The organism is Pseudomonas sp. 2995-3 (genome assembly GCF_002742565.1).
Classification (GTDB): domain Bacteria; phylum Pseudomonadota; class Gammaproteobacteria; order Pseudomonadales; family Pseudomonadaceae; genus Aquipseudomonas; species Aquipseudomonas edaphica.
In genome coordinates this window covers 32,209-45,788 of record NZ_LJSB01000315.1, presented here as the reverse complement: position 1 = coordinate 45,788, position 13,580 = coordinate 32,209, and the positions used below count along the sequence as shown (strand labels likewise).

General features: G+C 61.5%; 13 protein-coding genes. 12 read left to right on the top strand and 1 reads right to left on the bottom strand.

Annotation, left to right across the window (positions count from 1 at the left end; translation table 11 throughout):
• Window positions 1-154: 154 nt before the first annotated feature.
• The 6 genes from AOA62_RS27245 to AOA62_RS27220 all read left to right on the top strand — a co-directional run bounded on the left by AOA62_RS27245 (window position 155) and on the right by AOA62_RS27220 (window position 5,451).
• Window positions 155-1,018: a YicC/YloC family endoribonuclease gene (locus AOA62_RS27245; RefSeq protein ID WP_099550260.1), complete on the top strand. Its 864-nt coding sequence runs from the start codon at window positions 155-157 to the stop codon at window positions 1,016-1,018.
• A gap of 10 nt (window positions 1,019-1,028) precedes the next feature.
• Window positions 1,029-1,649, top strand: coding sequence for a guanylate kinase (gmk, locus tag AOA62_RS27240; RefSeq protein WP_010168203.1), 621 nt, complete (start codon window positions 1,029-1,031; stop codon window positions 1,647-1,649).
• Between the two features lie 167 nt (window positions 1,650-1,816).
• Window positions 1,817-2,080 (top strand): DNA-directed RNA polymerase subunit omega, encoded by a 264-nt coding sequence (gene rpoZ, locus AOA62_RS27235; protein WP_003176920.1) that lies wholly within the window; start codon window positions 1,817-1,819, stop codon window positions 2,078-2,080.
• 60 nt (window positions 2,081-2,140) lie between these two features.
• Complete coding sequence (spoT, locus tag AOA62_RS27230; protein WP_016975931.1) at window positions 2,141-4,246, top strand: bifunctional GTP diphosphokinase/guanosine-3',5'-bis pyrophosphate 3'-pyrophosphohydrolase; 2,106 nt, start codon at window positions 2,141-2,143, stop codon at window positions 4,244-4,246.
• 24 nt (window positions 4,247-4,270) lie between these two features.
• The gene (locus AOA62_RS27225; RefSeq protein WP_003176922.1) at window positions 4,271-4,651 is read left to right on the top strand and encodes a RidA family protein; all 381 of its coding nucleotides are present in this window, start codon (window positions 4,271-4,273) and stop codon (window positions 4,649-4,651) included.
• Window positions 4,652-4,707: 56 nt separating this feature from the next.
• Entirely contained in the window at window positions 4,708-5,451 is a 744-nt protein-coding gene (locus AOA62_RS27220; protein ID WP_099550259.1) for a hypothetical protein, read from the top strand.
• 126 nt (window positions 5,452-5,577) lie between these two features.
• Here the strand turns inward: AOA62_RS27220 and AOA62_RS27215 are convergent, their stop codons facing one another.
• Window positions 5,578-6,429, bottom strand: coding sequence for an SDR family oxidoreductase (locus AOA62_RS27215; protein ID WP_017135844.1), 852 nt, complete (start codon window positions 6,427-6,429; stop codon window positions 5,578-5,580).
• A gap of 189 nt (window positions 6,430-6,618) precedes the next feature.
• Between AOA62_RS27215 and exbB the strand changes: the two genes are divergently transcribed.
• From exbB to AOA62_RS27185, 6 genes are all read left to right on the top strand, one after another.
• Window positions 6,619-7,602, top strand: a complete 984-nt coding sequence (gene exbB / locus AOA62_RS27210) for a tonB-system energizer ExbB (protein WP_017135843.1) — start codon at window positions 6,619-6,621, stop codon at window positions 7,600-7,602.
• 6 nt (window positions 7,603-7,608) lie between these two features.
• Window positions 7,609-8,034 carry a TonB system transport protein ExbD gene (gene exbD / locus AOA62_RS27205; RefSeq protein ID WP_003195519.1) on the top strand — a complete coding sequence of 142 codons (426 nt, stop codon included), beginning with the start codon at window positions 7,609-7,611 and terminating at the stop codon, window positions 8,032-8,034.
• On the top strand, window positions 8,031-8,780 hold the full coding sequence (locus AOA62_RS27200; protein ID WP_017135842.1) for an energy transducer TonB: 750 nt from the start codon (window positions 8,031-8,033) through the stop codon (window positions 8,778-8,780). The genes exbD and AOA62_RS27200 overlap by 4 nt, the downstream gene beginning before the upstream one ends.
• 177 nt (window positions 8,781-8,957) lie before the next feature.
• Window positions 8,958-9,878: a hydrogen peroxide-inducible genes activator gene (locus AOA62_RS27195; protein WP_017135841.1), complete on the top strand. Its 921-nt coding sequence runs from the start codon at window positions 8,958-8,960 to the stop codon at window positions 9,876-9,878.
• Between the two features lie 8 nt (window positions 9,879-9,886).
• Window positions 9,887-11,962, top strand: a complete 2,076-nt coding sequence (recG, locus tag AOA62_RS27190) for an ATP-dependent DNA helicase RecG (protein ID WP_026013586.1) — start codon at window positions 9,887-9,889, stop codon at window positions 11,960-11,962.
• A 77-nt stretch (window positions 11,963-12,039) separates the two neighbouring features.
• Window positions 12,040-13,440, top strand: a complete 1,401-nt coding sequence (locus AOA62_RS27185) for an aminoacyl-tRNA deacylase and HDOD domain-containing protein (protein ID WP_099550258.1) — start codon at window positions 12,040-12,042, stop codon at window positions 13,438-13,440.
• Window positions 13,441-13,580 lie beyond the last annotated feature (140 nt).

Sequence of the window (13,580 nt, the reverse complement as noted above, 5' to 3'; positions counted from 1 at the left end):
ACTTCTAAAAAATTCGGTTACGAATGGCCTGGTCGGCGCCCATTGTTTGGGCGCGCTCGCCCCACTGCGCTACAATCCTGCGCCTTCGCAGCCTGTCGGCTTCAAAATTTACCCATCAGCCCGCATTTGCGGGTCTGCATCGCGAGGTACTTCCATGGTGCACAGCATGACCGCCTTCGCCCGCGTCGAAAAAGCCGGCGCCCAGGGCACCCTGAGCTGGGAACTGCGCTCGGTCAACAGCCGCTACCTGGAGCCGCACCTGCGCCTGCCGGAATCCTTCCGCGACCTCGAAGGCGCCGTGCGTGAAGCGTTGCGCCAGGGTATCTCGCGGGGCAAGCTGGAATGCACCCTGCGTTTTACCGAAGAAACCACCGGCAAGCCGCTGCAGGTCGACCGCGATCGCGCCGCGCAACTGGTAGCCGCCGCCGAAACCATCGCCGGCCTGATCAAGCAACCGGCCGCGCTGAACCCGTTGGAAGTGCTGGCCTGGCCCGGCGTACTGGTGGCCGACGCCACCGACCCGCAAGCCCTCAATGCCGAAGCCCTCGCCCTGTTCACCCAGGGCTTGAAGGAACTCAAGGCCGGCCGCGAGCGCGAAGGCGCCGAACTGGCCCGCCTGATCAATGAGCGCCTGACTTCGATCGAAGAAGACGTGGTCACCCTGCGTGAGCTGGTGCCGCAGATGCTCGCCACCCAGCGCCAGAAGGTTCTGGACCGCTTCACCGACATGAAGGCCGACCTCGACCCGGTGCGCCTGGAACAGGAAATGGTGCTGCTGGCGCAAAAGAGCGACGTAGCCGAAGAACTCGACCGCCTGAGCACCCACATCCTCGAAGTGCGCCGCGTACTCAAATCAGCGGGTGCCGCCGGTCGGCGCCTGGACTTCCTGATGCAGGAACTCAACCGCGAAGCCAATACACTGGGTTCCAAGGCGTTTGATCCGCGCAGCACCACGGCTGCGGTCAACCTCAAAGTGTTGATCGAGCAGATGCGCGAACAAGTACAGAATATTGAGTAAGGCAACTTCCATGACCCACAGCACCGGCACCCTTTACATCATTTCTGCGCCATCGGGCGCGGGCAAGAGCAGCCTGGTCAAAGCCTTGACCGACGCCGACGAGCAAATCCGCATTTCGGTCTCGCACACCACCCGCGCCATGCGCCCAGGTGAAGTGAACGGCGTGCACTATCACTTCGTCGAGCGCACCGAGTTCGTCAAGATGATCGAACACGGCGACTTTCTGGAGCGCGCGGAAGTGTTCGGCAACCTCTATGGCACCTCGCAAAGCCACCTGCAGCAGACGCTGGACGAAGGCCACGACCTGATCCTGGAGATCGACTGGCAGGGCGCCGAACAAGTGCGCCAACTGATGCCCAAGGCGCGTTCCATCTTCATCCTGCCGCCGTCTTTGGAAGCGTTGCACCAGCGCCTGACCAACCGCGGCCAGGACAGCGACGAGATCATCGAAGGCCGCATGCGCGAAGCCGTCAGCGAAATGAGCCACTACGTCGACTACGACTACCTGATCATTAATGACGATTTTGCCCACGCACTGGATGACTTGAAGGCGATTTTTCGCACCAATCAGCTCCAGCAAAAGCGCCAACAGCAGCGTTTTGGCAAATTACTCGCTGAACTGCTTGGTTGATTGGCGCTTCCCAAAACCGCTGCAAGGGCTTTACATTGGCACTTGTAGCGGTTTTGCGAGGGCGCGGGGAAAATCAGCGCTTCCCTAAACGCTGGTGATTTTTTAAACTGTTTAGTCCGCTCGCCCAACCGGGCAGCGCGCATCTTGCATTCGCTCCGAGGAATACCATGGCCCGCGTAACCGTTGAAGACTGCCTAGAACACGTGGATAACCGCTTTGAGCTGGTCATGCTCTCTACCAAGCGTGCCCGTCAACTGGCCACCGGCGGCAAAGAGCCCCTGGTCCAGTGGGAAAACGACAAGCCTACCGTTGTAGCCCTGCGTGAAATCGCTGAAGGCCTGATGAGCTACGAGTTCATCGCCAACGCTGAAATCGTTGAAGACGAACCGCTGTTTGCAGCGTTCGAGGACGAGTCCAACGAGGCCGTCTAAGCCTATGCCTGGTCGACGTAGCACGGCGCGGGGTCACAGCCAACGGCAGGAGTTCATACTTTGCCGAGCATAGACGCCCTCGCCGATCGCTTATCGGCCTACCTCGGCCCAGACCAGGTCAACCTGGTCCGCCGAGCGTATTTCTACGCCGAACAAGCCCACGACGGCCAGCGCCGCCGAAGCGGCGAGGCGTATGTCACCCATCCTCTTGCGGTGGCAAATATTCTTGCCGACATGCACATGGACCATCAGAGCCTGATGGCCGCGATGCTGCATGACGTGATCGAAGACACCGGCATCGCCAAGGAAGCGCTTAGCGCGCAATTTGGTGAAACCGTGGCCGAACTGGTCGACGGGGTCAGCAAACTGACCCAGATGAACTTCGAGACCAAGGCCGAAGCCCAGGCAGAAAACTTCCAGAAAATGGCCATGGCCATGGCGCGGGATATCCGTGTGATTCTGGTCAAGCTGGCCGACCGGCTGCACAACATGCGCACGCTGGAAGTGCTGTCCGGCGAAAAACGCCGGCGCATCGCCAAGGAAACCCTGGAAATCTACGCCCCCATCGCCAATCGGCTGGGCATGCATGCTATTCGTATCGAATTCGAAGACCTCGGCTTCAAGGCCATGCACCCGATGCGCTCGGCGCGCATCTACCAGGCGGTCAAGCGCGCACGGGGCAACCGCAAGGAAATCGTCAACAAGATCGAAGAGTCGCTGAGCCACTGCCTGGCGATCGACGAGATTGAAGGCGAAGTCAGCGGCCGGCAGAAGCACATCTACGGCATCTACAAGAAGATGCGCGGCAAGCGCCGGGCCTTTAACGAGATCATGGACGTGTACGCGTTCCGGATCATCGTCGACAAGGTAGACACCTGCTACCGCGTGCTGGGTGCTGTACATAATTTGTACAAACCCCTGCCGGGGCGCTTCAAGGACTACATCGCCATTCCCAAGGCCAACGGCTATCAGTCGCTGCATACCACGCTGTTCGGTATGCACGGGGTGCCGATCGAGATCCAGATCCGCACGCGAGAAATGGAAGAGATGGCCAACAACGGCATCGCCGCCCACTGGCTATACAAATCCAGCGGTGACGAACAGCCAAAAGGCACCCACGCCCGTGCTCGCCAGTGGGTCAAAGGCGTGCTGGAAATGCAACAACGTGCCGGCAACTCCCTGGAATTCATCGAAAGCGTGAAGATCGACCTGTTCCCGGACGAGGTCTACGTGTTCACGCCCAAAGGCCGAATCATGGAGCTGCCCAAAGGCTCCACGGCGGTCGACTTTGCCTACGCGGTGCACACCGACGTCGGTAACAGCTGCATTGCCTGCCGGATCAACCGTCGCCTCGCGCCGCTGTCCGAACCGCTGCAAAGCGGCTCCACGGTCGAGATCGTCAGTGCTCCCGGCGCGCGCCCGAACCCGGCCTGGCTCAACTTCGTGGTCACCGGTAAAGCGCGGACACACATCCGCCACGCCCTGAAGTTGCAACGCCGCTCCGAATCCATCAGCCTCGGCGAACGCCTGCTGAACAAGGTCCTCAACGGTTTCGACAGTGCCCTGGACAAAATTCCGACAGAGCGCGTACAAGCGATGCTCCACGAGTATCGCCAGGAAACCATCGAAGACCTGCTGGAAGATATCGGCCTGGGCAACCGCATGGCCTATGTAGTCGCTCGTCGCCTGCTCGGCGAAGGCGAACAATTGCCAAGCCCGGAAGGTCCGCTGGCGATTCGCGGCACCGAAGGCTTGGTGCTCAGCTACGCAAAATGCTGTACGCCGATCCCGGGCGACCCGATTGTCGGCCACTTGTCGGCGGGCAAAGGCATGGTGGTGCACCTGGACAACTGCCGCAATATCACCGAAATCCGCCACAACCCGGAGAAATGCATCCAGCTCTCTTGGGCCAAGGATGTCACCGGCGAATTCAACGTCGAGCTGCGTGTGGAGCTGGAGCATCAGCGCGGCCTGATCGCACTGCTTGCCAGCAGCGTCAACGCGGCCGACGGCAATATCGAAAAAATCAGCATGGATGAACGCGATGGTCGCATCAGCGTGGTCCAGTTGGTGGTCAGCGTGCACGACCGCGTGCACCTGGCCCGCGTGATCAAGAAACTGCGCGCCCTGACCGGAGTGATCCGCATCACCCGTATGCGTGCATAGCCCCTCTCTTACAAGGAGCAACTCATGACCAAGACTGTTATCACCAGCGACAAAGCCCCGGCCGCCATCGGCACTTACTCCCAGGCGATCAAGGCGGGCAACACCGTCTACATGTCCGGCCAGATTCCGCTGGACCCAAAGACCATGGAACTGGTTGAAGGCTTCGAAGCACAAACCGTACAAGTCTTCGAAAACCTGAAATCCGTAGCCGAAGCCGCCGGCGGTTCGTTCAAGGACATCGTCAAGCTGAACATCTTCCTCACCGACCTGAGCCACTTCGCCAAGGTCAACGAGATCATGGGCAAATACTTCGAACAGCCGTACCCAGCCCGCGCTGCCATCGGCGTTGCTGCGCTGCCAAAGGGCGCACAGGTTGAGATGGACGCGATTCTGGTCATCGAGTAAAACACCCGGCGCAGCCTCAACAGGCTGCGCCGACTTCGTTTCAGAAGGATTTCATGATGCGCAAAGCGCTTGTAGCCACTTCGTTGCTCGCCCTGTTGCTCGGCGGCTGCGCCAGCAACCCCGCCGACCTGGATGTGAGTGGCACCTGGATCAACCAGGCCGCCATCAACGCGGCAGCCAAGGGCGGCCCTTTGCGCGAAGCGCTGCAGAGTTTTGGCCCGAACCTCGAATGGGAGGTCAATACCAAGGCTTTGCAGGCGCGCTACTACAACGGCTTTGAAGTCGCCGAAGGCAAGTTGCTCGGGGATAAATCCGGCGCCTGGAACGTCGAGTTCTACGGCAGCTCCGCCACCGAACTCAAGCGCAAAGGCAAACAACTGCTGCAAGTGGCCAACGATAACGAGCCCGAGCAACTGTTCGCCCGTGCCAAGGATCCCGCCCCGGAAGGTGCGCCACTGGGCGCCAACTTCGAACGGGCACTGTATGCAGCCTATATGGGCGGCGAATGGAAGATTACCGACGGCAACGGCGACGGTTCCACAGTGCAGTTCCAGGCCGACGGAAAGGTCGCCGGCCTGCCAGGCGTCGACCGCTACTCGCTGTGTCTGGCGGGCGACTGCGCCTCTATGAGCGGCGGCTACGACAGCATCTGGCTGCAATTGAACGGCCAGGGCAACCCCTGGATCTTCACGCGCAAAGGCAAGCAGTTGGCGATATTCCAAGCGATCAACACCGCGCTGGCCGACGAGGTGCCGCAGTTCACGCCCGGCCCGCGCCAATGGCTGCTTGAGAAGAAATAACCAGCATCACCCTGAAGCAAATGTGGGAGCTGGCTTGCCTGCGATGACGGTGGCTCAGTCGAGATAGAGGTCGACTGATACTTCGCTATCGCAGGCAAGCCAGCTCCCACATTTTTTGACTGCGTTTCAGCCCTTGAGAATCGCCGCATACCCTTCGCGATAAGTCGGGTAGGTCGGCACCCAGCCCAACGCCTTAGCCCGGGCGTTGCTGCATTGTTTGCTGCCGGCACGCCTTACACTGGCGTCATCCGCCCACTCCGTCACGCCCAGGTACTCGCGCAACCAGCCCACCACCTCCGCCAATGGCGCTGGGGCATCGTCGACCCCGATGTAGATTTTTTCCAGCGAGCCACCCTGCTCTACATGACGCAGCAAAAAGGCCAGCAAACCTGCCGCATCATCCGCGTGAATCCGGTTGCCATACAACGGCGGATCGATCGCCACGCGATAGCCCTGGCGTACCTGGGTCAGCAGCCATTCGCGGCCCGGGCCGTAAATCCCGGTCAAGCGCACGATACTCGCTGGGATCCCACTGTTGAGCGCGACCTGCTCGGCCTCCAGCATGACCTGGCCGGAATAGCCCGTCGCCCTGGTATCAGATGTTTCGTCGACCCACTCACCATTCTGCTGGCCATACACGCTGCTGCTGGAAACAAACAGCAGGTGCCTGGGCGCCTGGCCGTAGTCACTCAGCCACTCCAACACATGCTGCAACCCTTGCACGTATGCCGCGCGATACCCGGCCTCATCGTGGTCGGTGGCGGCCGCGCAATACACCAGGTAATCCACTGCGCCGATCGGCCAGGTCTCAGGACAATCCTTTTTGAACAGGTCGCCGGCAATGCCGATCACGCCATCGGGGAGCTTTGAAACATCACGGCGCAGGCCATGAACCTCCCAATTCGCGCCGAGCAATTGGCTAGCCAGCCGGCTCCCCACATCGCCGCAACCGGCAATCACAACAGAAGGCGCAGACATCATAAAACTCCGTTCTTAAAGGTCTAGATTAGCCCTCGCAGATGACGAGCGGCCAGAAAAAGCACAAATAAAGTTACTGTATTACTTCTGTTAACAAGAATTACTTGCAATAATAACGGCCCATTTGTCCTCGACCCTCAAGGGTCTGGCAGGACGATCACTCAATTTTTCCTCTCAGGTCCGGCCAGCATGACACGTAATACAAACCCCGCTTCGCCAACCAAGCTTCACAGCCCATCCCGCGCCTGGCGTGCGATTGCTGCGCTGCTGTTCAGCGTACTGCTGGCACCGACCGCTGCCTTCGCTGATGCCACCGCCCCAGCCGCACCGGCTGCTGCCGAGCACACCGGCGCTACGCCAGCTGCTCCTGTTGCCGCCCCGGTTGCCACAGACCCGGCCCAGGCTGCAGGCGACGTCGCACCTGCCGACGAAACCGGTGTAGTGTTGGAAGAAGACAACAGCCTGGGCATGGCCCATGACCTGTCGCCGTGGGGCATGTACCAGAACGCTGACGTCGTGGTAAAAGCCGTGATGATCGGCCTGGCCATCGCCTCGATCATCACCTGGACCATCTGGATCGCCAAGGGCTTCGAGCTGCTGGGCGCCAAGCGCCGTCTGCGCGCTGAGATCGTCCACCTGAAAAAAGCCACCACCCTCAAGGAAGCCAGCGAGAGCGCGACCAAGAAGGGCACCCTGGCCAACCTGCTGGTACACGACGCTCTGGAAGAAATGCGTCTGTCGGTCAATACCCGCGAAAAAGAAGGCATCAAGGAACGCGTCAGCTTCCGTCTCGAACGCCTGGTTGCAGCATGCGGCCGTAACATGAGCAGCGGCACCGGCGTGCTGGCCACCATCGGTTCCACCGCACCGTTTGTCGGCCTGTTCGGCACCGTGTGGGGCATCATGAACAGCTTCATCGGCATCGCAAAAACCCAGACCACCAACCTCGCCGTCGTCGCCCCCGGCATCGCCGAAGCCCTGCTGGCAACCGCGCTGGGCCTGGTTGCAGCAATCCCTGCGGTGGTGATCTACAACGTCTTCGCCCGTTCGATTGCCGGCTACAAGGCCCAGGTATCGGACGCGTCGGCAGAAGTCCTGCTGCTGGTCAGCCGCGACCTCGATCACCTGCCTACCGAGCGCAGCTCGCAACCGCACATGGTGAAAGTGGGGTAATCGGCCATGGGCCTGCATTTGAATCAAGGCGACGACGAACTCGTCGAGAACCACGAGATCAACGTCACGCCGTTTATCGACGTAATGCTCGTGCTGCTGATCATCTTCATGGTGGCTGCGCCGCTGGCGACCGTGGATATCAAGGTCGACCTGCCCGCGTCCAGCGCCAAGCCTGCGCCGCGGCCGGAGAAGCCGATTTTCCTCAGCGTCAAGGCGGACCAACGCCTGTTCCTGGGCGAAGAAGAAGTCAAAGCTGAAACCCTGGGCCCGGTGCTCGACGCCAAGACCCAAGGCAAGAAAGACACGACGATCTTCTTCCAGGCCGACAAAGGCGTGGACTACGGCGACCTGATGAGTGTGATGGATGCCCTGCGGGCAGCCGGCTACCTCAAGGTAGGCCTGGTCGGACTTGAGACGGCAGCCAAGAAATGATCACGACGCGCCACAAACTGACGCGTTATGGCACCAGCCTCGCCGTCGTGCTGGGCGTGCATGCCGTCGCGATCATCATCGCGCTCCAGTGGTCCGCGCCGCATCCGGTAACACTGCCACCGGCGGCGATGGTCATCGACCTCGCGCCGATGCCTGCACCGCCGCCGCCAGCTCCACCCAAGGTTGTCACACCGCCGCAGCCGCCTGCCCCCGTGGAAGAGCTGCCCCTGCCAAAACTGGCTGAGGCACCTAAACCAACGATCCAGGTGCCCAAGCCGGTCAAGCCAAAACCGAAGCCGCAGCCGCCCAAGCCGGTGGAAAAGAAGCCCGAGCCGCCCAAGGAAAAACCTTCCGAAGAACCGCCGAGCGAATCGCCACAAAACAATGCGCCAGCTGAAAAGTCTGCCCAGCCGGTTCCGGGCCCGTCGCCACAACAGGTCGCAGCCAAAGCGTCCTGGGAAGGCGCCCTGCTGGCGCACTTGCAGAAGTACAAGAAGTATCCGCCAGGTGCCCAACAGCGAGGCAAGGAAGGCTTGAACCGCCTGCGCTTTGTGGTCGATGCCGAAGGCAACGTGCTGTCCTATGAGTTGGTGGGCCGCTCCGGCAACGCCGATCTGGACCGTGCGACCCTGGACATGATCCGTCGAGCCCAGCCACTGCCCAAACCACCGGCCGATATGTTGAAAGGCGGCAGCGTCGAAATCGTCGCGCCATTTGTTTACAACATTGAGAAGCGCCGCCGGTAAGCGGCAAACGGGAGCCGGCTGGTGTGGGAGCTCCCACACAAGCCAGCTCCCACATTTGGTTTCACCACTTCAGCAAAATCCTCAACATTCCCCGCTCAATCCCCATCAAAGTTCTGATAACGTGCGTCTATCGATTGCAGCCGGTATGCTTGGCCCGCAACCTCATGGACGCCCGCTATGACTCTTACAGAATTACGCTACATCGTGACCCTCGCCCAAGAGCAGCACTTCGGCCACGCGGCCGAGCGTTGCCATGTCAGCCAACCGACGCTGTCGGTGGGTGTGAAGAAGCTTGAAGACGAACTCGGTGTGCTGATTTTTGAGCGCAGCAAGAGCGCCGTGCGCCTCACGCCGGTGGGCGAAGGCATCGTCGCCCAGGCCCAAAAGGTACTGGAGCAAGCCCAAAGCATCCGCGAGCTGGCCCAGGCCGGCAAGAACCAGCTGACTGCACCGCTCAAAGTCGGCGCCATCTACACCGTCGGCCCGTACCTGTTCCCGCACCTGATTCCGCAACTGCACCGCGTTGCGCCGCAGATGCCGCTGTATATCGAAGAAAACTTCACCCATGTACTGCGCGACAAACTGCGCAATGGCGAGTTGGACGCGATCATCATCGCCCTGCCGTTCAACGAAGCAGACGTGCTGACCCTGCCGCTCTACGACGAACCGTTCTACGTGTTGATGCCGGCCTCCCACCCGTGGACGCAAAAGGACACCATCGACGCCGGCCTGCTCAACGACAAGAGCTTGCTGCTGCTGGGCGAAGGTCACTGCTTCCGCGATCAGGTACTGGAAGCCTGCCCGACCCTGACCAAGGGCAACGACGGCGCCAAACATACCACCGTGGAATCCAGTTCCCTGGAAACCATTCGCCATATGGTCGCTTCCGGCCTGGGTATTTCGATCCTGCCGCTGTCGGCAGTGGACAGCCATCACTACGCCCCCGGCGTGATCGAAGTGCGCCCACTCACGCCGCCGGTGCCATTCCGTACTGTGGCGATTGCCTGGCGCGCGAGCTTCCCGCGCCCGAAAGCCATTGAGATCCTGGCCGACTCGGTCCGTCTGTGCTCGGTGGCCAAGCCGAATGCTGCGAGCTGATTAACGGTATGACAGAGCTGTCGCAGGTGTCGGTCACCGCACTCAAAGGTGTCGGTGACGCCATGGCCGAAAAGCTGGCCAAGGTCGGCCTGGAGAACCTCCAGGACGTGCTGTTCCACCTGCCCCTGCGCTACCAGGACCGCACGCGTGTGGTGCCCATCGGCCACTTGCGCCCTGGGCAGGATGCTGTGGTCGAAGGCACCGTCAGCGGCGCCGATGTGGTGATGGGCAAGCGCCGCAGTTTAGTCGTGCGCCTGCAGGACGGCACCGGCGGCCTGAGCCTGCGTTTCTACCATTTCAGCAACGCGCAAAAGGAAGGCCTCAAGCGTGGCACCCGCGTGCGTTGCTACGGCGAAGCCCGCCCCGGTGCATCCGGCCTGGAAATCTACCACCCGGAGTACCGCGCAATCACCGGCGACGAGCCGCCTCCGGTGGATACCACTCTCACGCCGATCTACCCGCTGACCGAAGGCCTGACCCAACAACGCCTGCGCCAGCTGTGCATGCAAACGCTGACGATGCTCGGCCCCAAAAGCTTGCCCGACTGGTTGCCTCTGGAGCTGGCGCGCGACTACCAACTGGCGCCGTTGGACGATGCGATTCGCTACCTGCATAACCCACCCGCCGACGCCGACGTCGACGAACTCGCACTGGGCCATCACTGGGCCCAGCATCGCCTGGCCTTTGAAGAGCTGCTGACGCACCAACTGTCCCAGCAGCGCCTGCGCGAAAGTATGCGCTCCCTGCGCGCGCCGGCGATGCCCAAGGCCACGCGACTACCTGCGCAATACCTGGCCAACCTCGGCTTTGCGCCAACGGGGGCCCAGCAACGCGTGGGCAATGAAATCGCCTACGACCTCAGCCAGCACGAACCCATGCTGCGGCTGATCCAGGGCGACGTGGGCGCAGGTAAAACCGTGGTGGCCGCCCTCGCCGCCTTGCAGGCGTTGGAAGCCGGTTACCAAGTGGCGCTGATGGCGCCCACCGAAATTCTCGCCGAACAGCACTTCATCACCTTCAAGCGCTGGCTTGAACCGCTGGGCCTGGAAGTGGCGTGGCTGGCCGGCAAGCTCAAGGGCAAGACCCGCGCAGCGGCGCTGGAGCAGATTGCCGGTGGCGCACCGATGGTGGTGGGCACTCACGCATTGTTCCAGGACGAAGTGCAGTTCAAGAACCTCGCCTTGGTGATCATCGACGAACAGCACCGCTTCGGTGTGCAACAGCGCCTGGCCTTGCGCCAGAAAGGCGTGGGCGGGCGCATGAACCCGCACCAGTTGATCATGACCGCCACACCAATCCCGCGCACCTTGGCGATGAGCGCCTACGCCGACCTCGACACGTCGATCCTCGATGAGCTGCCGCCCGGCCGCACGCCGGTCAATACCGTGCTGGTCACCGACACGCGCCGCGTCGAGGTCATCGAACGCGTGCGCGGCGCCTGCGCCGAAGGCCGTCAGGCGTATTGGGTGTGCACGCTGATCGAAGAATCCGAAGAGCTGACCTGCCAGGCCGCCGAGACCACGTTTGAGGACCTCACCAGTGCCCTGGGCGAGCTGAAGGTCGGGCTGATCCACGGGCGCATGAAGCCTGTGGAAAAAGCCGCGGTGATGGCCGAGTTCAAAGCTGGCAACCTGCAACTGCTGGTAGCCACCACGGTGATTGAAGTCGGCGTGGACGTGCCCAACGCCAGTTTGATGATCATCGAAAACCCCGAGCGCCTGGGCCTGGCCCAACTGCACCAACTGCGCGGCCGTGTCGGCCGGGGCAGCGCCGCCAGCCACTGCGTGCTGCTGTACCACCCGCCGCTGTCCCAGATCGGCCGTCAGCGCCTGGGCATCATGCGCGAGACCAACGACGGTTTTGTCATCGCCGAAAAAGACCTCGAACTGCGCGGGCCCGGCGAAATGCTTGGTACTCGCCAGACCGGCCTGCTGCAATTCAAGGTCGCCGACCTGATGCGCGATGCCGACTTGCTGCCCGCTGTGCGTGATGCGGCGCAAGCGCTGCTGGAGCGTTGGCCGGAACATGTCAGCCCCTTGCTCGATCGCTGGCTCAGGCATGGGCAGCAATACGGCCAAGTGTGACGCCTGACTCACTTATCCAACCAACAGTTGTATCAAGCTGGTTATACTTCGGTGACTGTACGAAATTGGATCAGGCCATGTCAGAAGTTGCCCTCGCCACAGCCCCACTGCCCGCCCCGCCGGTCATTCGGGCTCTGCTCGCAAAACTCGCCATCCCCTACACGGAAGTGACCGAACACGCCGGCCTGAATCCCGCACAAAAAGTCCAGGCAGTACTGCTGGAAGATGCCGTGGGCGCACTCATGGTGCTGTTCCCGCAAAGCCAGTTACTCGACCTCAACCGCCTGGCTGAACTCACCGGCCGCCGCCTCACGGCCGTGTCGCCGGACCGCATCGAGCGCATGCTGGCCAAGCACGACTTGAGCCTGTTGCCCGGCCTGCCGGTACTGACCAGTTCGCCGTGCCTGTATGAAGGCAGCCTGCTCAGCGAACCCAGCCTGTTGGTGCATTCCGGCGAAGCCGGGCTGCTGCTGGAAATCGCCAGCATCGATTTCAAGACCATGCTCACCAAGGCCAGCGCCGGGCACTTCGGCGAACCGCTGAGCAACATCCGCCCCAACCTTGATCGCCCGAACGATGACCGCGAGGAAATCACCCAGGCGATGCAGGCGTTCACCGCCCGCCGAATCCAGCAGCGTCTGGAAGCGACCATCGAGATTCCGCCGCTGGCCGACACCGCGCAGAAAATCATCAAGCTGCGCGTCGACCCCAACGCCACCATCGATGACATCACCAGCGTCGTCGAAACCGACCCAGCCCTCGCCGCCCAAGTGGTGAGCTGGGCAGCGTCGCCGTACTACGCCTCGCCAGGCAAGATTCGTTCAGTGGAAGACGCCATCGTACGCGTGCTGGGCTTTGACCTGGTGATCAACCTCGCGCTGGGCCTGGCCCTGGGCAAAACCCTGAGCCTGCCCAAGGACCACCCGCACCAGTCCACGCCGTACTGGCACCAGTCGATCTATACCGCTGCTGTGATCGAAGGCCTGACCCGCGCCATGCCCCGCGCCCAGCGCCCGGAAGCCGGCCTGACCTACCTGGCCGGCCTGCTGCATAACTTCGGTTACTTGCTGTTGGCCCATGTGTTCCCGCCGCACTTCTCGCTGATCTGTCGCCACCTGGAGGTCAACCCGCACCTGTGCCACAGCTATGTCGAGCAGCACCTGCTGGGCATCAGCCGCGAGCAAATCGGCGCCTGGCTGATGCGCTACTGGGACATGCCGGACGAACTGTCCACCGCCCTGCGCTTTCAGCACGACCCGACCTATGACGGGCAATATGCTGAATATCCCAACCTGGTGTGCTTGGCGGTACGTTTGCTGCGCAGTCGTGGAATTGGTTCCGGGCCGGATGAGGCGATACCCGACGCCCTGATCGAACGTTTGGGCTTGAGCCGGGAAAAGGCTGAGGAAGTGGTCGGCAAGGTACTGGATGCCGAGGTGCTACTACGCGAACTCGCGTCCCAGTTCAGCCAGGCATAAGTCTGTCGCCTGCTACATAGCTTTCGCAGGCAAACCAGCTCTCACACTTAACTGCGTTCCAACTGTAGAACGCGGTCGAATGTGGGAGCGGGTTGCCCTGATCTGGATGGTCTGATCCTGAATCGCATCATAATGCCAGT

Bases quoted from the DNA above. Each gene is read 5' to 3' on its own strand.
- exbD (WP_003195519.1), top strand. From the start codon at position 7,609: ATGGGCCTGCATTTGAATCAAGGCGACGACGAACTCGTCGAGAACCAC.
- AOA62_RS27220 (WP_099550259.1), top strand. From the start codon at position 4,708: ATGCGCAAAGCGCTTGTAGCCACTTCGTTGCTCGCCCTGTTGCTCGGC.
- recG (WP_026013586.1), top strand. From the start codon at position 9,887: ATGACAGAGCTGTCGCAGGTGTCGGTCACCGCACTCAAAGGTGTCGGT.
- gmk (WP_010168203.1), top strand. From the start codon at position 1,029: ATGACCCACAGCACCGGCACCCTTTACATCATTTCTGCGCCATCGGGC.
- AOA62_RS27215 (WP_017135844.1), bottom strand. From the start codon at position 6,429: ATGTCTGCGCCTTCTGTTGTGATTGCCGGTTGCGGCGATGTGGGGAGC.
- AOA62_RS27195 (WP_017135841.1), top strand. From the start codon at position 8,958: ATGACTCTTACAGAATTACGCTACATCGTGACCCTCGCCCAAGAGCAG.
- AOA62_RS27200 (WP_017135842.1), top strand. From the start codon at position 8,031: ATGATCACGACGCGCCACAAACTGACGCGTTATGGCACCAGCCTCGCC.
- AOA62_RS27185 (WP_099550258.1), top strand. From the start codon at position 12,040: ATGTCAGAAGTTGCCCTCGCCACAGCCCCACTGCCCGCCCCGCCGGTC.
- exbB (WP_017135843.1), top strand. From the start codon at position 6,619: ATGACACGTAATACAAACCCCGCTTCGCCAACCAAGCTTCACAGCCCA.
- AOA62_RS27245 (WP_099550260.1), top strand. From the start codon at position 155: ATGGTGCACAGCATGACCGCCTTCGCCCGCGTCGAAAAAGCCGGCGCC.
- rpoZ (WP_003176920.1), top strand. From the start codon at position 1,817: ATGGCCCGCGTAACCGTTGAAGACTGCCTAGAACACGTGGATAACCGC.
- AOA62_RS27225 (WP_003176922.1), top strand. From the start codon at position 4,271: ATGACCAAGACTGTTATCACCAGCGACAAAGCCCCGGCCGCCATCGGC.